General features: G+C 65.1%; 16 protein-coding genes, 1 tRNA gene and 1 pseudogene. 11 read left to right on the top strand and 7 right to left on the bottom strand.

Annotation, left to right across the window (positions count from 1 at the left end):
- Positions 1-1,887 carry a CHASE2 domain-containing protein gene (locus B5V03_RS06685; protein ID WP_129268469.1) on the bottom strand — a complete coding sequence of 629 codons (1,887 nt, stop codon included), beginning with the start codon at positions 1,885-1,887 and terminating at the stop codon, positions 1-3.
- Between the two features lie 128 nt (positions 1,888-2,015).
- Positions 2,016-2,540, bottom strand: a complete 525-nt coding sequence (locus tag B5V03_RS06680; protein WP_164987827.1) for a FecR domain-containing protein — start codon at positions 2,538-2,540, stop codon at positions 2,016-2,018.
- Positions 2,541-3,181: 641 nt separating this feature from the next.
- Between B5V03_RS06680 and B5V03_RS06675 the strand changes: the two genes are divergently transcribed.
- Positions 3,182-4,252 (top strand): DUF2778 domain-containing protein, encoded by a 1,071-nt coding sequence (locus B5V03_RS06675; protein ID WP_164987826.1) that lies wholly within the window; start codon positions 3,182-3,184, stop codon positions 4,250-4,252.
- 60 nt (positions 4,253-4,312) lie between these two features.
- Here the strand turns inward: B5V03_RS06675 and B5V03_RS06670 are convergent, their stop codons facing one another.
- On the bottom strand, positions 4,313-5,134 hold the full coding sequence (locus B5V03_RS06670; protein ID WP_129268466.1) for an SDR family NAD(P)-dependent oxidoreductase: 822 nt from the start codon (positions 5,132-5,134) through the stop codon (positions 4,313-4,315).
- Between the two features lie 24 nt (positions 5,135-5,158).
- Entirely contained in the window at positions 5,159-5,992 is an 834-nt protein-coding gene (locus tag B5V03_RS06665; RefSeq protein WP_129268465.1) for a MurR/RpiR family transcriptional regulator, read from the bottom strand.
- A 184-nt stretch (positions 5,993-6,176) separates the two neighbouring features.
- Between B5V03_RS06665 and B5V03_RS06660 the strand changes: the two genes are divergently transcribed.
- From B5V03_RS06660 to B5V03_RS06630, 7 genes are all read left to right on the top strand, one after another.
- Positions 6,177-7,424, top strand: a complete 1,248-nt coding sequence (locus B5V03_RS06660; protein WP_129268464.1) for an ABC transporter substrate-binding protein — start codon at positions 6,177-6,179, stop codon at positions 7,422-7,424.
- 107 nt (positions 7,425-7,531) lie between these two features.
- A complete protein-coding gene (locus tag B5V03_RS06655) occupies positions 7,532-8,452 on the top strand; it encodes a branched-chain amino acid ABC transporter permease (RefSeq protein ID WP_129268463.1) in 921 nt (306 codons plus the stop codon).
- Positions 8,453-8,456: 4 nt separating this feature from the next.
- Positions 8,457-9,500, top strand: coding sequence for a branched-chain amino acid ABC transporter permease (locus tag B5V03_RS06650; RefSeq protein ID WP_129268462.1), 1,044 nt, complete (start codon positions 8,457-8,459; stop codon positions 9,498-9,500).
- Positions 9,497-10,240 carry an ABC transporter ATP-binding protein gene (locus B5V03_RS06645; RefSeq protein ID WP_129268461.1) on the top strand — a complete coding sequence of 248 codons (744 nt, stop codon included), beginning with the start codon at positions 9,497-9,499 and terminating at the stop codon, positions 10,238-10,240. Before B5V03_RS06650 ends, B5V03_RS06645 begins: the two co-directional genes overlap by 4 nt.
- Positions 10,237-10,938 carry an ABC transporter ATP-binding protein gene (locus B5V03_RS06640; protein WP_129268460.1) on the top strand — a complete coding sequence of 234 codons (702 nt, stop codon included), beginning with the start codon at positions 10,237-10,239 and terminating at the stop codon, positions 10,936-10,938. Before B5V03_RS06645 ends, B5V03_RS06640 begins: the two co-directional genes overlap by 4 nt.
- Entirely contained in the window at positions 10,939-11,598 is a 660-nt protein-coding gene (locus B5V03_RS06635) for an ATP-binding cassette domain-containing protein (protein WP_129268459.1), read from the top strand. It abuts the gene before it with no gap.
- An 11-nt stretch (positions 11,599-11,609) separates the two neighbouring features.
- Positions 11,610-13,046 carry an NAD-dependent succinate-semialdehyde dehydrogenase gene (locus B5V03_RS06630; RefSeq protein ID WP_129268458.1) on the top strand — a complete coding sequence of 479 codons (1,437 nt, stop codon included), beginning with the start codon at positions 11,610-11,612 and terminating at the stop codon, positions 13,044-13,046.
- A 6-nt stretch (positions 13,047-13,052) separates the two neighbouring features.
- On the opposite strand, the pseudogene B5V03_RS06625 reads toward B5V03_RS06630, so the two are convergent.
- The 3 genes and pseudogenes from B5V03_RS06625 to B5V03_RS06615 form a co-directional block, all read right to left on the bottom strand.
- Positions 13,053-13,470: pseudogene (locus B5V03_RS06625) on the bottom strand (caspase family protein); the annotation flags it as partial.
- Positions 13,471-13,493: 23 nt separating this feature from the next.
- Positions 13,494-14,114 (bottom strand): glutathione binding-like protein, encoded by a 621-nt coding sequence (locus tag B5V03_RS06620; protein WP_129268457.1) that lies wholly within the window; start codon positions 14,112-14,114, stop codon positions 13,494-13,496.
- Positions 14,115-14,126: 12 nt separating this feature from the next.
- Complete coding sequence (locus B5V03_RS06615) at positions 14,127-14,720, bottom strand: cysteine hydrolase family protein (protein ID WP_164987825.1); 594 nt, start codon at positions 14,718-14,720, stop codon at positions 14,127-14,129.
- 128 nt (positions 14,721-14,848) lie between these two features.
- Between B5V03_RS06615 and B5V03_RS06610 the strand changes: the two genes are divergently transcribed.
- The 3 genes from B5V03_RS06610 to B5V03_RS06595 all read left to right on the top strand — a co-directional run bounded on the left by B5V03_RS06610 (position 14,849) and on the right by B5V03_RS06595 (position 17,503).
- Positions 14,849-15,682, top strand: coding sequence for a LysR family transcriptional regulator (locus B5V03_RS06610; protein ID WP_129268455.1), 834 nt, complete (start codon positions 14,849-14,851; stop codon positions 15,680-15,682).
- Positions 15,683-15,875: 193 nt separating this feature from the next.
- Positions 15,876-15,946: transfer RNA gene (locus B5V03_RS06605), tRNA-Ser, on the top strand.
- Positions 15,947-16,351: 405 nt separating this feature from the next.
- A complete protein-coding gene (locus tag B5V03_RS06595; protein WP_129268454.1) occupies positions 16,352-17,503 on the top strand; it encodes a slipin family protein in 1,152 nt (383 codons plus the stop codon).
- The last annotated feature ends 31 nt before the right edge of the window (positions 17,504-17,534 follow it).

The raw sequence follows: 17,534 nt of genomic DNA, 5'->3' as shown, positions 1-17,534 counted from the left end.
TCAGTCGATCATCTCGGCTTTGGTTGCGGTCTGACCCGGTTGGTCCTGATCGCGCCAGAACCAGACGGTCACGACGCCGGAGCGGCCACGGACCTGCGTGAGCAGGGGGCCCGTCAGGATTCCGTCGGGAGCGCCGTGGAAGTCGGCTGCGTCCAGCAGCGTATCGGTCAGCGCGAGCCACGCACAGTTCTGCGCCGCAACCTCCATCAAGCGGCTCGCGACATTGACGGTGTCGCCGGTCGCCGTGATGTGCTGGTGGCTTTCGCCGAGGCGGGAGGCGATGATCGGGCCGAAATGCGCGCCGATCTTGAAGCCGAGTTGGCGGCGGATCGCTGATGGCAGCGAGGCGATCCAGCGATCGACGCTGCGATACAGGTCGATCGAACATTTCAGCGCGCGCGCCGCGTCGTCGGGCATCGGGTGTGGCAGGCCGAACAGGATCATGGCGCCGTCGCCGAGAAAGCCGGTGATCAGGCCGCCGCAATCGACCGCGGCCTTGTCGATCAGCGCATGAAACGCCTTCAGAAGATCCTGGAGTTCGTCCGGCTCGATCCTTTCGCTCAGCGCCGTGAAGCCCGAGAGATCGATGAAAACGACGGCCGCATCCTGCCGGACCGGCGTGGACAGAAAGTTCGGATCGCGCGTCAGCCATTCCTGCACGGCGGGCGCCTGGAATTGCGCCAGCGACCGGCTCTTGGCGGCGAAATATTGCGTGCGGCGGCCGCCGGCCCACAGCTGCACGCCGGCAAACACCGCGACCGGCGGCACGGCGGCGGCGAGCGTCGTCGCGGCATTCAGCCAGACGCCGTGCGTGAACGCGAACAGATTGAGTCCGCCCCAGGCGATCATCACCGCGGCTGCCGCGATGATGCCGAACGCGCTGCGCCGCCAGGCGAGCAGACCCACCAGCAGCACCGGCAGCAGGATCGCAGTCAGCGCGTCGGCGATGTGAACCTTGCGGTCGCGCACGATGTTGTCGCCGGCGACGAGATGCGTGATCGCGGTCGAGACCACTTCGACGCCGGGCATCAGCGAATCGAACGGCGTCGGATAGAAGTCGCCGCCGCCGGCGACCGCGGCGCCGATCACGACGATCCGGTTCTCGATCGCGGCGCGATTGAGTGTGCCGTCGAAGATGCTCTGCGCGCTGACGGTGCGGATGGTGCGGCGCGGGCCGTAATAGGTGATCGGCAGCGCGAAATCGGTGTCGGTCGGCACCGCGCGATCGCCGAGCATGAGTCGATCGGGCGCGATCGTCAGCGGCTTGTCGAGCGCGCGCGTTGCGACCCGCAAGGGAAATGACAGCTCGACCTTGTCGCGGGTCCGGAACAGCATCGGCACCGAGAGCGGCGAGCCCGATTGTCCGGTGGCGACGTTGACGACGCCGACCTCGGCGTGATCGGCGAAGGCCGGCAGCGGCAGCAGGAAGCGCTCGGCCTGCGGCAGGGCGGCGAGGGGACCCTGGCTGCCCGGCTCCACCGTCTCGCTGGCGGACGGAAAGATCGCCGCGGCGGCAAGCACCACGGGACCGGTGGCGAGCGTGTTGGCCAGCGTGGCGTCGCCGATCGCGGCGCTGCGGTCCACCAGCAAAAGGTCGATCGCGACGACCTTCGGCTTGAACTGAACGATGGTGTCGACGACACGGGCGAGATCGGCGCGCGGCAGCGGATAGCTGCCGCCGCGCTTGACCACGGTGTCGTCGATCGCGACGATGGTGACGAGATCGGGCGGAGCCTGCACGCCGCGGACCTGCGTCCGCAAATCAGTCAGTGTTGCCTCGAGCTGATCGAGAAAGCGCAGACGGCCGTTGGCGTGAGCCGCATAAATGCCCGCGCCCCACAGAGCGGTGAGAACGAGGGCCGCCAGGATCTGAACGCGTCTGGTCATGACGTACTGCAATCTTCTTTGTCGCCCACGCCTTGCTGCGAGGGCCTTAAATTGTCCAAGCCTTGTTGGCCAAGCCTCGTTGTTGGCCAAGCCTCGTTACTGACCAAGTCTCCTTATTGACCAAGTCCTTATTGACCAAGCCTCGCCATCAGCGCGTCGACGCGCGGCTGGCCCCATGTCTTGACGGTCAGCGGCCCGGTTGCCTCGACGTCGACGCCTTCGCCCGGGCCGAGCACAACGCCGCGTCCGCGGCTCCTGCGGGTGACGCCAACACGGCCATCGGCGACGAACACCGAGGTCTTGGCCTCGGCGACATCGACCGCCCATTTGGTGCCGCGCACGGCGGCGATGGCCTGCGGCGTCAGCACCCTGAAGGGATTGCCGCCGGGCTTCTTGGGCACCTCGACCAGCAGCGCTTTGCTGCTCAATTCGACGGAGTCTATATGTCCGTCGCGGTTGGCGTCCTTAAGTTCAAATCTGGCGCCGTTTTCCGCAACGATGGTGATGCCATTGTCGCAGCGCCAGACCTGCGTGCCCGCGGCCGCAGGCGATGCCGTGCAGCCCGCATTGGCAGCAGGCTGTGCACTTGCAGTCCCGGTCGATTGAAGTAACCACGCCAGAGCGAAAATACCGGCGCCCGCGATCCCTCTCATGCCAGCCTCCATTTGCGTGCGTGGCACAGTTCAAGGCGATGTTGATACGGTACCGTATCACGCGCAGAGGCTGCTGAAAAGTGCCGCTCTCGCAGCTATTTCCTCGCTGCGGTCTTTTCCAGACCAGTGCGATCAACTTTCAGTCAGGGCGCACACCTTCCTTCTTCCTCTCTCGTTCCTACAGGGGGAGAGGGCGAAGCAGAGCGAGCGCGCGCCAGCCTCGCGCAACGCTTCCCCGCTATCTTCCGGGTATTGAAGACCACGAAAAGGACTTGGTTGGTGCGTTTAGAGAGGCGGCCGGAACACGTCCGCAGAACGCGCCGACCCGGCCAAGAATTATAGTTAACAGACGCGTCTAAGTCCGTAGTTCTGCGGGCTTTTTTCTCAGAATGAGACAGCGTTAACCCGGTGCCCCACATCTGCCCGAACTTAATCCGCATTTAACTAAAAGTCGCCTTAATGACGCTCCGACCCTCTGCGAGATGCTGTTCCCGGATCGTGACCAGCTGCACTTCGAAGGGGGACTGAGTGACACTGTCCTGGACGCAAGGCGAATGAGTACGAGTATCGCTGCGCAGAGTAACGCGGCACGTAAGTCCAAAAATCCTGGCAAGAATTCATATCGGAAGCCTTCCCGGAAAATGACCACCCAAAACGTGCTTGGCGCCGCCGTGATCGGCTGTGTCGTGCTTGCCGGCTGGACCGTCTACAACAACATCTTCGCCGCCAGCGCCTTCCCGACCGTCGACAGCGCCGGTTACGACGAGCCCGTGATCAAGCGCGCGCCCAAGGTTGCGTTGCGCGAGGCGGGCGACGCCATCAAGGAAGCTTTTGCGCTGCTACCCGACCGTTTGCAGGTCGCAGCCCCGATCTCGCGCGAGATGTTCAACGAGCGTTTTGCTGCGGCGGCCACGCAGGGCGTGGAGTCGAATGCGGCCAGCGCCGCGCCCGCGACCAAGGTTGCCGAGGCCCCGAAGCAGAGCGTGATCGCGAAGGTCGCCGAAGCGCTGAAGCCGGCGGCCTCGTCCAGGATTGCTGACAAGGGTGCGGACAAGGCCAAGCGCGCGCCAGACGCGCAGATGCAACTGGCTTCGGCCGACCCAGCCGAGATCGTGCCGGCGCCGGAGGCAAAGCCAAAATCGTTTGCCGACCGTGCCAAGGCCGCGGTGATGTCGATCACCGGTCCGCGCCAGTCGATGGTCGAAAAACTCTGGGGCAAGCGTGAACCGTCCGGCGGGTTGCTCGCCTATGCCTCCGCCGATGCCAGCGTGACGTCTGCCATCGCGCCGAAGGAGCAGAACCCCATGCTCGGTGGTTCGTACCCCTACGAGCGTGACACCGCGGTCTACGACATCACCGCCAAGACGGTTTATCTGCCCGACGGCACCAAGCTCGAGGCACATTCCGGCCTCGGCTCCAATCTCGACGATCCGCGCTCTTCGCGCACCCGCATGCGCGGCGTGACGCCGCCGCACATCTACACGCTGAAGCCGCGCGAGGCGCTGTTCCACGGCGTGCCGGCGCTGCGCCTGACCCCGATCGGCGGCGAGAGCGCGATCTACGGCCGCGACGGCCTGCTCGCCCACACCTTCATGCTCGGGCCGAACGGCGACTCCAACGGCTGCGTGTCGTTCAAGGACTATTACGCGTTCCTCGACGCCTACCGCAACAAGGGCATCCGCAAGCTCGCGGTGCTGGCGCGGGTCGAGTGATCTCAGCTCATTCTGAATAACGCAAAAGGGCCGCTCGCAGCGGCCCTTTTCTTTTTGTGCTCAGCCCGGCCAACACTGTCCGCCGCCGTCGATCCGCAGCACCTGGCCCGAAACGAAGACGCCCATGGGCCCGGCGAAGAATTCGACGACGCGCGCGACCTCGTCGACGGTCGCGATGCGGTCGAGCGTGCCGGTCTCGACCATCCGGTTTGCGTCCACCGCGCGCGTGCCGAGGAAGCGGCCGGTGCGGGTATCGCCGGGCGCGATGCAGTTGACGGCGATGTCGTAGGGGCGGAGCTGGTCGGCGAGGCATCGCGTGTAGTGGGTCACGCCGGCCTTCGACACCGCATAGATCGCGCCCTGGGTGCGTCCCTTGAATGCGGCGACCGAGCCGAGCGTGACGATGCGGCCGCGTTTCCGTTCCATCATGCCCTTCGCGACCGCCTGGCAGGTCAGGATGGTCGAGAGCAGATTGCGCTCCAGCACCGCGCGCACATCGGCCTCCTTGATGTAGACCGCGTCGTTCGGGTTAGGCTTGCCGCCGGCAGCGGCGATGTCGCCGCCGGCATTGTGCACGAGAATGTCGATCGGGCCGAGCTTGGCTTCCGTCTCGGCGATCACGCGCGCGATGTCCTCGCCCTTGGTGAGGTCGCCGAGCACGCGCTGGCTGCGGACACCGAATTGCCGGCCGATCTCTGCGGCCACCGCGGTCAGCGTCGTGCCCTCGCCATATTCCGCCGGCCCGTTCTCGCGCATGCCGTGGATGGCGACGTCAGCGCCGAGCGCGGCGAGCTTCTCCGCAAAGGCGCGGCCGAGCCCACGCCCCGCGCCGGTCACGAGCGCAACCTGTCCTGACAATACTTTCCCGTCATGTGCTGCCATGATCTTCTCCTGTTCTGAAACACCCTAGTCTGCCGCGAGATCGAGTCCGATCGCCATCGCCTGCACCAGGCACATCGGCGCGACCAGCGTGCGCAGCGCCGGCTCGGGCATGTCCTGGATCTCGAACACGACGCGCGCGCCCTCGACGATCGGGCTCAACAGGCTGTCGGTGATGGAGATCGTGGGCACGCCGCGGGCGACGAGTTCGGGGAATAGCCGCGCCGTATCCGGATAGTAATTGCGGAAGCTGATCGCGACCAGCGCGTCCTCCGTGGTCGCGGCATGTGACTGCTCGTGGATGCTGCCGCCGAGACCGTCGAGCAGGACGACGCGCCGCCCGAGCTTGCGCAGCACGTAGGCGAGGTGGATCGCCACCGGAAACGAACCGCCGAGGCCGAGCAGATAGATGTCGCGCGCTTTTGCAAGGATCGCGGTTGCGGTGTCCAGCTCGCGCGCATGGACGGACTGGCTCAGCGCGACCAGCGACGATTGTGCTTCGGCGACGAAGCGTGACAGCACTGCAGCCGGCTGGCGGCCGAGCACCGATTTCTCCTCGCTCTTCATGCGAGCGAGTCGCGCCTTGTAGCTCGGCGCGACGCCGGCGACGAGGCGCGAGCGGAACACCTGCTGCATCTCGGTGAACCCGCCGAATCCGAGCGCGTGGGCAAAGCGAACGATCGCCGACGGCGGTACACCCGAGCGCTGCGCCACCTCCGCCACGGTACCGAGCGCGACATCGGTCGGATGATCGAGCACGAACTCCGCGATCTGCTGCAACCGGCCGGACAGCGCCCGGTGGCGCTGCGCAATGGCGCTGCGCAGCTCGTCGTAGCTCATCGCACCCTGGGCCTTGTTCATCGTCTCGGGTCTCCGGATCGGTCGCCTCTTTAACGGCATTTCACCGTTTGGATCAAATATTCCACTTTACATAACAAATGGAATGAATATTCTAATCGCACAAAAAAGCAAAAGACTTTGAAAACGGGAGGAAACGATGAGAGGGCGTCAGATCTCACGGCGAAGCGTTCTGAAGGGCAGCTTGATGGCCAGCGTCATCGGCGGCACGGGCAGCTTCTTTGGGCCGTGGAAAGAGAATCACGCGTGGGCGCAAGGCGCGGCCAAGCCGATCAAGCTCGGCCTGACCTGCGATGCCAGCGGCCAATACGGCAACAGCGGCCAGGATGATTTCCGCGGCATCAAGATGGCGATCGACGAGATCAACGCGAAAGGCGGCGTGCTCGGGCGCCAGGTGACGTTCATCACCGCGGACACCGAGACGACGCCCGCCACCGGCAGTCGCGTCGCCGAACGCTTCATCACCCGCGAGGACTGCACCATCCTGATCGGCGCGCTGCATTCCGGCGTCGCCAACGCCATCACGCAGGTCGCCAGCAAATACGGTGTGATCTACATGAACACCAATTCCTCCGCGCCGAGCGAGGCCGGGGAGAATTGCTCGCGCGTGAAGTTCGTTTGGGACGGCAACGGCACCAATTTTTCCAAAGCGTCGGTCAAGAACTCGGTCGATTCCATCGGCAAGAACTGGATGCTGCTGACCAACGACTACGTCTGGGGGCGCACCACGTCTGCCGCGACCAAGGCGCAGGTCGAGGCGGCCGGCGGCAAGATCGTCGACAATCTGCTGGTGCCGCAGAACACGCGCGACTTCACCGCTTATCTCCTGAAGATCCAGCAAGCCAAACCCGACGTTGTCGCAACCGCGATCGGCGGCGACGACATCAAGGCACTGCGCGAGCAGGTGGCGCAGCTCAAGCTCGACGGCAAGCCGGCCTGGATCAACAACCAGCAGGACTGGCCCGACGTCTGGGGCGCGCCCGATAGCCTGTTCGGCGTGTTCGGCACCACCTGGTATCACAAGCTGCCGCTGCCCGGCGTCGCCGAGTTCGTCAAGAAGTGGCAGGCCGCCAACAAGGACGGCCCGATTCCGGTGCCGGGCAACGTCTCCTACAACGGCTACATGTCGACGCGTGAATTGCTCCGTGCGATAGAGCGGGCAGGGTCGACCAACAACGTCAAGATCATCAAGGAGCTCGAGAACCTGAAGGTCTCGGCGACCGACCGCATGCAGCATTTCGATGCCTACATGGATCCGGTGACGCACCAGATGCAGCAGACGATCTATCTGGCACGGCGCAACGCCAAGCCGGCCGACAATACCGATCTGTTCGAGATCATCAGCTGGACCGAGCCGAAATCGGCCGCCGATGATGCGGCCCCCGGCAAGTGTAAGCTCACGCCGTACGAGCAGGTGCCGACCGTCGACTCCTAAGGGACGACGCATCACATCGCAGAACGAGCGGCGCGCAATCTCGCGCGCCGTGAGCTCCGGACCATCTTCGTCCGCGGTAAGCAATGCCAGTTGCGAGAGCCAAAACCTTGTTCGACCTTCTTCCGCATCTTCTGAACGGCCTGACGCTCGGGCTGTTGTTCGCCCTGATCGCGCTCGGCTTCATGCTCATCGTCGGGCTGATGGAGCAGATCAATCTTGCGCACGGTTCCCTGTTTGCGCTGGGGGCTTATGTCGCCATGCAGCTCACCGGGCCGCGCCCGCCATTGCCGGCTGACCTCGCCAAGGCATGGCTCGCGCTGCCGCTCGGCTGGCGCTACGCGGCCACGCTGGTTATTGCGCCCGTGATCGTCAGCCTGGTCGGCATGCTGATCGAGCTCTGCATGCGGCGTACCTACGGCAAGGACCCACTTTATGGGCTTCTCCTGACCTTCGGTGCGGCGATGGTGATCGAGGAGTTGATCCGTCTGGTCTGGGGGACGCGCGACTACGTGCTGCAGGTGCCGTCCGCCATCAACGGCGGCTTCCTGTTCGGCGATCTGATCTGGTCGACCTATCGCTTTTATGCGGCGGGCATCGCGGCCGGAATCATCGGCCTGCTCTGGCTGTTGATCGAAAAGACCTCATTTGGTGCGACGGTCAAGGCCGGCGCGCATGACAGCGAAATCGTCCGTGCACTCGGCATCAACCTGTCGCGATTGCGGCTGCTGGTGTTCGTGTTCGGCACGATGCTGGCCGCGGTCGCCGGCATCATCGTCGCGCCGATCTGGGGTATTCGTCCGCATATGGGCGTCGACGCCGTCATCCCCGCGTTCCTGGTGATCGTGCTCGGCGGCGTCGGCAGTTTTTGGGGCGCGGTCGTGGCGGGTCTGCTGGTCGGACTGTGCGTCGGCCTTGCCGGCGCCTACGCGTCCGAATGGTCGCTGTTGTCGATGTACATCCTGCTCGTTGCCGTCGTGACGTTCCGCGCGCGCGGCCTGTGGGGCAAGAAGAGCGTGCTCGAGGCCTAAGGGAATGATTGTGGGATCAAATTCTTCGTCCGACGCCGCGCGCCTCGTCACGCCGACGATGCTGGTGCTCTGGCTCGTGCTTGCAACGGTGCCGCTCTGGATCACGCGGATCGGACTCTATCCTTATCTCGGGATCGAAATTCTGATCTGGTCGCTCTATGCGCTGGCGTTCAATCTGGTGCTGGGCAGGGCCGGACTTCCGTCGTTCGGACACGGCGCCTATTTCGGCATCGGCGCCTATTCGTTTGGGCTCTGCCAGTTAGACATCGTCGCCAATCTCTGGATCTGCCTTGCTGCGGCGGCGGTGGTCGCTGGTCTCGCCGGGGTGCTGGTGGCAATGTTCATCTCGCACCGGCGCGGCATCTACTATGCCTTCATGACGATCGCCTTCGGCCAGATTTTCTGGACGCTGGCGATCAAGTCGCACCGGATCACCGGCGGCGAGGACGGCCTTCTCAAGATCAAGCGGCTGCCGGCCGATTTCGGGCTGGTGTCGTTCGATCTCACCGACAATGTCGCGTTCTACTATTTCGTGCTCGCCGTCTTCGCAGTCGGCGTTGCCGCATTGTGGCGGCTGGTGCATTCGCCTTATGGCCGCGTGGTCGCGGCGATCAGGCAGAGCGAGGTTCGCGCGGCCCATCTCGGCTATAATGTGTGGCTCTACAAGGCATCGGTCTTCGCGTTGTCGGCTGCCGTTTCCGGCTTTGCAGGCGGACTGTTCGCGATGGCGCAGCTCGCTGCATTCCCTGATGTGATGAGCTTGCATCAATCCGGCTACGTCGTGATGATGACGCTTGTTGGTGGCGGGCTTGTCAGCTTCTGGGGTCCGGTGATCGGCGTGTTTCTCTTCCTCACTGCGCGCGACGTGATCGGCGCGCTGACCAATGCCTGGATGCTCTATTTTGGTCTGCTGTTCATCGCGATCGTGCTGTTCCGTCCTGAAGGCATTGCCGGCGCGCTCTCGGCCGCTATGCAGCGGCACTCACTCAACGCGCTGCGGCGCCGCGGCACGTCCGCGATGCGGCTGTTGGTCGGAGGCGGCCGATGAGCATGTTGGAGGCTGCGGGCGTCCATGTCCGCTTCGGCGATCGCGTTGTGCTGGAAAGCGTCGATCTCGCGGTTGCCGAAGGCGAGTTTCACGGCGTGATGGGCCCGAACGGCGCGGGCAAGACCACTTTCTTCAACGTCCTCACCGGTCGGGTGAAACCGAGCCGCGGCAAGATCCGTCTCGGTGGCGAGGATGTCACGGGCTTGAGCCCACATCGCATCGCGAACAAGGGCATCGCCCGCTCGTTCCAGATCATGACGTTGTTCGACGAGTTCTCCGCTCGCGACAACGTCATGATGGGCTTGCCCGAGTTTCGCGCGCGCGGGCTCGATATCGCGCGCGCAGCAGCCGGCGACCGCAGGTTTGCCGAGCAGGCCTCCGACGCGCTCGCTGCGGTCGGGCTCGCCGACAAGGGCGATGTCCGCGCCAAGGACCTTTCCTATGGCGACCGCCGCGCCCTGGAGATCGCGGTCGCGCTGGCGCAGGCGCCGCGCGTGCTGTGTCTGGACGAGCCGACCTCCGGCCTCGGCTCCGACGGCGTGCAGCGCCTCGCCACGCTGGTCGCGCGTTTGAAGGGCAAGCTGACCATCGTCGCTATCGAGCACGACATGGAGTTCCTGTTCTCGCTGGCGGACCGCATCTCCGTGATTCATTGGGGCCAGGTCGTCGCGCGCGGTACGCCGCACGAATTACAGCAGAACGAATGGGTGCGGCGCTCCAATCTCGGGAAGTTCGCATGATCCTCGAAGTGGACACGGTCGATACCTTCTACGGGGAGACCCAGGCGCTGTTCGGCGCCTCGCTCGCCATCGAGCACGCAAAGGTGTTTGCGCTGCTCGGGCCCAACGGCGCGGGCAAGACCACCATGCTGCGGTCGATCCTCGGATTGACGCGGCCGCGCCGCGGCGCTGTCCGGTTCGACGGTCACGACGTAACGCGCGATCCGACCCACGAGATCGCGCGCGCCGGCATCGGCTGGGTGCCCGACGACCGGCGGCTATGCCCGACCTTGTCGGTGGCGCGCAATCTCTCGATCGCGCAGAAGCGCACGCGCTTTCGCAACTGGAGCGTCAAGGAGGCGGCTGCGATCTTCTCGCCGCTCGAATATCTCATGGAACGCGACTGCGAAAACCTGTCGGGCGGCGAGATGCAGATGGTCGCGATCGCCCGCGCACTGGTGGGTTCGCCGGGGCTGGTCCTGTTCGACGAGCCGAGCCAGGGTCTTGCGCCAAAGATCGTCGGCGACGTGCTCGCCACCATCTTGCGGATGAAGGACGAGGGCATCGCCTCGCTGGTCGTGGAGCAGAATGCCGAGATTGCGCTGTCGGTCGCAGACCATGCCGCGGTGATCGACCGCGGGCGGATCGTGTGGACCGGCGAGGCCGCGACCCTGCGCGGTGATCGCGACCTTCGACACCGCCTGCTGGGAGTACAATAAGTGGCCGCACCGCTGCTCGTTCTCGACGATATTCGCAAGGTCTATACCAGGGGCCGTATCGTCCGCCGCCCGACATTCACGCTTCAGGCAAACCTGTCGCTGGACGAGGCCGGTATTGTCGGCGTCGTCGGGCCGAACGGCGCCGGCAAGACGACCTTGTTCGAGATGATGACCGGCTCCAACGCGCCGACCTCGGGGCGCGTGCTGGTGGCGGGCACGGATATCCACGGCGTCAAATATCGCGAGCGCGACCGGCTCGCGATCCATTATCATCAGTCCTATCAGGTCCGGCGTTTCCGCAAGCGCGTTCCGTCCGCATTCCTCGCACCGTCGCCGACCAGGACGCCGCTGGTTCACCTGTTCGACGAGCCGCAGTTCAACCTGCAGGACGGCTATATCGGCTTCATGCTCGATTTCTTCCGCAAGCTGCGCAACGATGGCAGGCTGGTCATCCTCTGCATGCACCCGACGGCGGCCTGGCACCTCGACATCCTCGCGGAGATCGCGGGACGCTTCCTGTTCGTGGCCGGCGGCGGCGTGACGCCCATGGCGGACTTCGGCGCTCTCGTGGCCGATCCGCGTTGCCGTGCGTATCTCGGACCGGAAATGACAAAGGCGGCGGACGCGATTTGTCCAGGCGCCGTTCACAGCTCGACCTAGAGGAGATTCCATTGGCTTATTCGAACACTCAGCTTTTCATCGGCGGAAAATGGCGCCCGGCCCATTCGGGCAAAGTGATCGAGGTGCGCAATCCCGCGACCGAAGAGGTGATCGGCACCGTCGCCCATGCCGGCCAATCCGATCTCGACGAAGCACTGGCCGCGGCCAGCGCCGGCTTCAAGGTCTGGCGCAACGTCGCGCCGTTCGAGCGCTGCAAAATCATGCGCAAGGCTGCCGCCATCATGCGCGAGCGCAATGACGAGATCGCGCCGCTGCTGACGATGGAGCAGGGCAAGACGCTCGGCGAAGCCAAGATGGAGGCGATGGCCGCGGCGGACGTGATCGAGTGGTTCGCCGAGGAATCCAAGCGCGCCTATGGAAGGCTGATCCCCGCGCGCGGGCCCGGCATCTACCAGATTGCGATGAAGGAGCCGGTCGGCCCGGTCGCGGCGTTCACGCCGTGGAATTTCCCGATCAATCAGGTCGTGCGCAAGCTCTCGGCCGCGCTCGCCGCCGGCTGCTCGATCATCGTCAAGGCGCCGGAGGAGACGCCGGCTTCGCCCGCGCAGCTTATCCGCGCGTTTGCCGACGCCGGCGTCCCCGACGGTGTCATCAACCTTGTCTACGGCGTGCCCTCGGAAATCTCCGAATATCTGATCCCGCATCCGGTGATCAGAAAAATCTCCTTCACCGGCTCGACCTATGTCGGCAAGCAGCTCAACGCGCTCGCGGGCCTGCACATGAAGCGGGCCACGATGGAGCTGGGCGGCCACGCGCCGGCGATAGTGTTCAAGGACGCCGATGTCACGTCAGCCGCGAAGATCCTGGCGGCCGCGAAATATCGCAATGCCGGGCAGGTCTGCATCTCGCCGACGCGAATGCTGGTGCAGGACGACGTGTTCAGGCAATTCGTCGACACTTTTGTGGACAGCGCCAAGGCATTCAAGGTCGGCAACGGCCTCGATCCCGAGTCCAAGATGGGCTCGCTCGCCAATCCGCGTCGCGTCACCGCCATCGAGGGCATGGTGCAGGATGCCGTCGGCAAGGGTGCGAAGCTCGAGACCGGGGGCAAACGCGTCGGCAACAAGGGGCATTTCTTCGAGCCGACCGTGGTGAGCGACGTGCCGAAGGATGCCCGCGCCATGAGCGAGGAGCCGTTCGGCCCGCTCGCGCTGATCTCGCGCTTCTCGTCATTTGACGACGTCGTCGAGGAGGCCAACCGGCTGCCGTTTGGCCTGGCGTCCTACGCCTTCACCAGCTCGGCCAAGACAGCGGCGGCGATCGGCGCGGCGGTCGAGGCCGGCATGATGTCGATCAACAGTTTTGGGCTGGCGCTGCCCGAGGTGCCGTTCGGCGGCATCAAGGATTCCGGCTACGGCTCGGAAGGCGGCACCGAGGCCATGGAGGGTTATTTCAACACCAAGTTCATCAGTCAGACCGGTGTGTGACAGCGGTTAGCGCTTGACGAAGACCAGATTGCAGGCGCGCGCCTCGTTGCACTTGCCGGTGCCGCGGGTGCGATCGAACTGCGCATCGACCGTGAAGGCGTAGGGCGAGCCGGGCGCGAGGTTGTTGAGGGTGTAGGTGCTCGCCCCTGTGGTGCCGCGCGCACTCAACGTCGTCTTGCCGTCCGCCGGGATCTGGCCGTCGATCTCCAGCCGGTTGACGTTGTTGCCCGGGCCCTGCGCCTCGGCGTGAAACACGCCGTTGGTGACGGTGGCGACCAGGGGGCGGGTAAAGCCCTGCGCCTTGCCGGTGGCTTGGCAGTTCGAGGTCACGTCTCAGTTGCCGTCAAAATCCTTGCTTCCCGTGGTTCTGGCGTTGCCGCTCGGCGCCACCGCTAACCTTCTGCTTCAGGCCTTCAACGCGCGCCGTGACGTCCTGTCACGCTGCGCTCACCCCAGCGTTTTCCGCAGCGCCATCTCCGTCGCAATCACCTCCCGCACTGCGGGGCGCGCCTGCATGCGCTCGAGATAGGCCGACAGGGATGGCCATTGCGCGATGTCGATGCCTGCGGGACGGAGCAGCAGCAAGGCCCAAAGGAGGTGGGCATCCGCGACGGTGAAACGGTTACCGACGAGGAATTCGCGACCGGCGAGATGCGCCGATGGCACCGCCAATGTCTGCGTGATCCTCGCCCGCGGCTTGGCGAGCGAGCCGTCGTCCTTGTACCAGAAGGTCGGAAACAGGAACGCCTTGTGGATCTCGGCGCCGACAAAACTCAGCCATTCCTGGAGGCGGTAGCGATCGGGATCGCCGAAGGGCGGAGCAAGGCCAGTCTCCGGCCTCCGATCGGCGATGTATTGCAGCACCGCCGCGCTCTCGGTCAGCCGTTCGCCGTTCTCCAGCACCAGCACCGCGCCTTTCGGCGAGATGCTGCGAAAGTCACTGTCGTCGTCGACGATCGTTTTGGTCCAGAGATGCACCAGATGATAGCGCGCATCCAGGCCTGCTTCCATCAGCGCGATGCGGCTCGCAAGCGAGCAGGCCATCGGCGAGAAATAGAGTTGCAGCATCGCGTTGCTCCGTTATGTCAGCGCATCGCCGCGCGCGATGATCGCGAAGCGGTCGGATAGCTCGGCGAGCGCAACCTCGTGGATGGTCCGGGCGTCCAGCGTGCCGCCGCGGCCGTCGGGCAGGTCGCGCGTGGCGCAGGAATCGGCGTCGATCGTCGTGCGAAAGCCGAGGTCGAGCGCGGCGCGCGCAGTGGAGGAGACGCACATATGCGTCATGAAGCCGGCCAGTACGATGTTTGTCCTGTCGGTGGCGGCAAGGCGTGCTTGCAAATCAGTGCCGGCAAACGCATTCGGCAACTCCTTCTCGATCACCAGCTCGCCGGCACGCGGGCTTAGCTCGGCGACGATGGCGCCGCGGTCGGCGCCGCGATCGAACAGGCTGCCGGCCTTGCCGCGATGGGCGATATGGATGATCGCGGCTCCACTCTCGCGGGCCCGCGCCAGGAGCGCCGCCGCCCGCGCGATCGCAGGTCGGGCGTCGGGCAGAGCGAGAGGACCTGCGAGATATTCGTTCTGAATGTCGATCAGCACCAGCGCAGCGTCGCCAAGAAGCGGCGGGTTGAGATCGGCGCCGGCGAGCTGCAGCAGGGTCTTTGCGGCGGTCATGGTTTTGGAAATCTCCGGGGCAAAACGCGCGACAAGCATAGCCGGTGGAGCGCCTGCCGATATGCAGGAATATTGCAGCTAGTGGCTGCGATATTGCAGGCTGCTTCCGGCCGGTATAACCTCGCGCCATGAACTGGGACGATCTGCGCATCATCGCTGCCGTCAGGGACGAGGGCACCTACGCGGGCGCCAGCACGCGGCTGCGCATCGACGAGACGACGGTCGGGCGCAGGCTGTCGCGCATCGAGCGTGCGCTCGGTTTGCGTCTGTTCGAGGCCGCCGACGGCGTCCGCAGGCCGACGCGGAGTTGCGAGGCGGTGCTGGCGCATGTCGAGGCGATGGCCGTACATGCCGCCGAGATCGGTCGCGTCGGTGAGAGTCTGGCAGGTCCGGTGGGACGCCTGCGCATCGCCTCCACCAACACGGTCGCCGAGGAGGTGCTGTCGCCGCGCGCGAGCGACTTCCTGCGCGCCAATCCCGGCCTGGCGCTGCAATTCCTCACGTCGAGCGAGAACGTCAAGTTCTCGCGCTGGGAGGCCGACCTCGCCATCCGCCTGCGCAAACCCGACAAGGGTGACTTCGCGATCTCGAAGCTCGGTGACATCAAGCTCTATTATTTCGAGCCTGTTACGACCGAGCGCGAGCCGGTGCTGTGCGCCTATCCGGACGAACTCGGTGCAATTCCCGAGATGCAATTCCTGCGCACGAAGCAAGGCCGCGCGCGCTGCGTCACCGACAACGTTCGCGTCATCCGCAGCGTGATCCGCGCGCATGAGGCCGCCGGCGTGTTGCCGGAGTATGTTTGCGCGGATCTGCTCGCCGATCGCCGCCTGCGTGCCACGCTGCTGCCGAAGCGACGCGACGTCTGGCTGCTCGTGCAAAATCACCTCAAGCGCGACGCCGCAACGCGCGTGACGATCGACTGGGTGAGGGTGTGTTTTCAGGAGATGTCCCGGGCGTGACGCGATGTCGCGTTGTGCTTGTCGCGTCACAGTGCAGGAGGCGCGATGAAAAATCTTGCCGCTCCCCCTTGCAACCCGAACGTGCTTCGTCTATTAGCCCGCTCCTTCGCTAGGCTGTGTGTCCGGGCTCTCTGAGATCCCGGCTGGCGCGAGCCGGTCTCCGGTTTCGTGTTCCGCCGAATGAAGGCCAAACGCAGGACGTAGCTCATGGAGAGCGTCGGGCTTGAACACCCGAAGGCATCGGTTCGATTCCGGTCTCTTGCACAAAAGGATAGCTCAGTTGGTAGAGCAGATGACTGTTAATCATCGTGACGCGGGTTCGAATCCCGCTCCAGCGCTCCGTTTCAGCCTGAAAAGCTGATTCCTCTGAAGGGGACCGGACGCGCGCTTCAGTCGCAGTCCGGCCGTTTTGCCGCAAGGCTTTCCGTCCGAACCTGGACACTGTGAGACCGGCTTCGCGCCGCGGTGGATACCGCTTGCGCTGATGCCGGGTGGCTCCGCTCGGCCACGCGACATCCGTCGCGTGATCGCGCGCGCGCGCCTGTCATCGTGCAAGCTCAAGCCCCGGCCCGCCGATATCATGGGAAGCGTCGTCCGCGTCCTCACGTCCTTTGCAAACGAAAACCTGTTGTTCGGCATCCGGCCGGGCGCGAACGAAGGAGGCGTGCCATGACTTGGCATTTGCTGATGACCACGATCACCGTGAAGGACGGTGAGCGCGCGCTACTCACGCGAAACGGCCAGCTCGAGCGTGTGCTCGCGCCTGGGCGGCATCGCCTGTTCGATCTGCGCAACGAGCTGACGGCCACCGTGTACAACGTCGTGGGGACCGAATTCCCCACGGATCGCTACGCGGTGCTGAAGGCCGCGCGGCCTGATCTCGCCGCCGAGCTGTTCGAGGCGGTCGAGACCGGGGCGGACGAGGTTGCCATCGTCAGCCTCGACGGCCGGCCCGTGCATCTGATGACGCCCTGGCAGGTGCGCGTCTACTGGAAGGTCGCGACCCGCATCGATGTCGAGCGCATCGATGTGTCCGTTGATCCCCGGGTCGGCGCGCGTCATCTGACCATGATCGAGCGCAACCGCTCGACTGTGTCGTCGGAGACGGTGGTCGAGAACCACGAGGCGGGTCTTCTCTACGTCGAGGGCCGGCTCGTGGAGCGGCTCGCGCCCGGCCGGCACGCGTTCTGGACCGTCGGCCGCAAGATCGAGGTGAAGCGCCTCGATCTGCGGCCCCAGGCGGTCGAGATCACCGCGCAGGAGATGCTGACCAAGGATCGCATCGCGCTGCGGGTGACGCTGACGGCGTTCCGCAAGGTGGTCGATCCCGAGCGCACGGTTGCCACCGTGCCCGACGTGGATGCGTGGCTGTACCGCCTGGTGCAGTTCGCGATCCGCGAGGCGGTCGCGGGCCGGACGCTGGACGAGGTGCTGTCTGCGAAGGCGGCGCTGGATGCGGAGCTGCGCGACTATGTGCGGGCACGCGTCGCAGAGTCCGGCGTGGAGGTGACCGAGCTCGGCGTCAAGGATGTGATCCTGCCCGGCGAAATCCGGGAGCTGGTGAACAAGGTGGTGGAGGCGGAGCGGCTCGCGAAGGCGAACCTGATCCGCCGACAGGAGGAGACCGCGGCGACGCGATCGCTCCTGAACACCGCCCGCCTGATGGAGGAGAACCCCCTGCTGCTGCGGCTCAAGGAGCTGGAGTCGCTGGAGCGGCTGGTCGAGAAGGTCGGTCGCATCGATCTCCATGCCGGCAACGGCGAGGGCCTCGATGCCCTCCTGACCCGGCTCGTGCGCCTGAAGGCGCCCGAGAGCACGTGAAGCAGAAGGGTCGCCCACGGGCGGCCCTTCA

Origin of the sequence: Bradyrhizobium betae (assembly GCF_004123905.1) — a bacterium.
In the GTDB taxonomy this organism is placed as follows: domain Bacteria; phylum Pseudomonadota; class Alphaproteobacteria; order Rhizobiales; family Xanthobacteraceae; genus Bradyrhizobium; species Bradyrhizobium betae_A.
Note: the sequence above shows the minus strand (reverse complement) of the source record. Positions and strands in the feature narration are given on the sequence as shown.

Bases quoted from the DNA above. Each gene is read 5' to 3' on its own strand.
- B5V03_RS06675 (WP_164987826.1), top strand. From the start codon at position 3,182: ATGACCACCCAAAACGTGCTTGGCGCCGCCGTGATCGGCTGTGTCGTG.
- B5V03_RS06670 (WP_129268466.1), bottom strand. From the start codon at position 5,134: ATGGCAGCACATGACGGGAAAGTATTGTCAGGACAGGTTGCGCTCGTG.
- B5V03_RS06650 (WP_129268462.1), top strand. From the start codon at position 8,457: ATGATTGTGGGATCAAATTCTTCGTCCGACGCCGCGCGCCTCGTCACG.
- B5V03_RS06660 (WP_129268464.1), top strand. From the start codon at position 6,177: ATGGCCAGCGTCATCGGCGGCACGGGCAGCTTCTTTGGGCCGTGGAAA.
- B5V03_RS06680 (WP_164987827.1), bottom strand. From the start codon at position 2,540: ATGAGAGGGATCGCGGGCGCCGGTATTTTCGCTCTGGCGTGGTTACTT.
- B5V03_RS06615 (WP_164987825.1), bottom strand. From the start codon at position 14,720: ATGACCGCCGCAAAGACCCTGCTGCAGCTCGCCGGCGCCGATCTCAAC.
- B5V03_RS06685 (WP_129268469.1), bottom strand. From the start codon at position 1,887: ATGACCAGACGCGTTCAGATCCTGGCGGCCCTCGTTCTCACCGCTCTG.
- B5V03_RS06620 (WP_129268457.1), bottom strand. From the start codon at position 14,114: ATGCTGCAACTCTATTTCTCGCCGATGGCCTGCTCGCTTGCGAGCCGC.
- B5V03_RS06640 (WP_129268460.1), top strand. From the start codon at position 10,237: ATGATCCTCGAAGTGGACACGGTCGATACCTTCTACGGGGAGACCCAG.
- B5V03_RS06610 (WP_129268455.1), top strand. From the start codon at position 14,849: ATGAACTGGGACGATCTGCGCATCATCGCTGCCGTCAGGGACGAGGGC.
- B5V03_RS06645 (WP_129268461.1), top strand. From the start codon at position 9,497: ATGAGCATGTTGGAGGCTGCGGGCGTCCATGTCCGCTTCGGCGATCGC.
- B5V03_RS06665 (WP_129268465.1), bottom strand. From the start codon at position 5,992: ATGAACAAGGCCCAGGGTGCGATGAGCTACGACGAGCTGCGCAGCGCC.
- B5V03_RS06595 (WP_129268454.1), top strand. From the start codon at position 16,352: ATGACTTGGCATTTGCTGATGACCACGATCACCGTGAAGGACGGTGAG.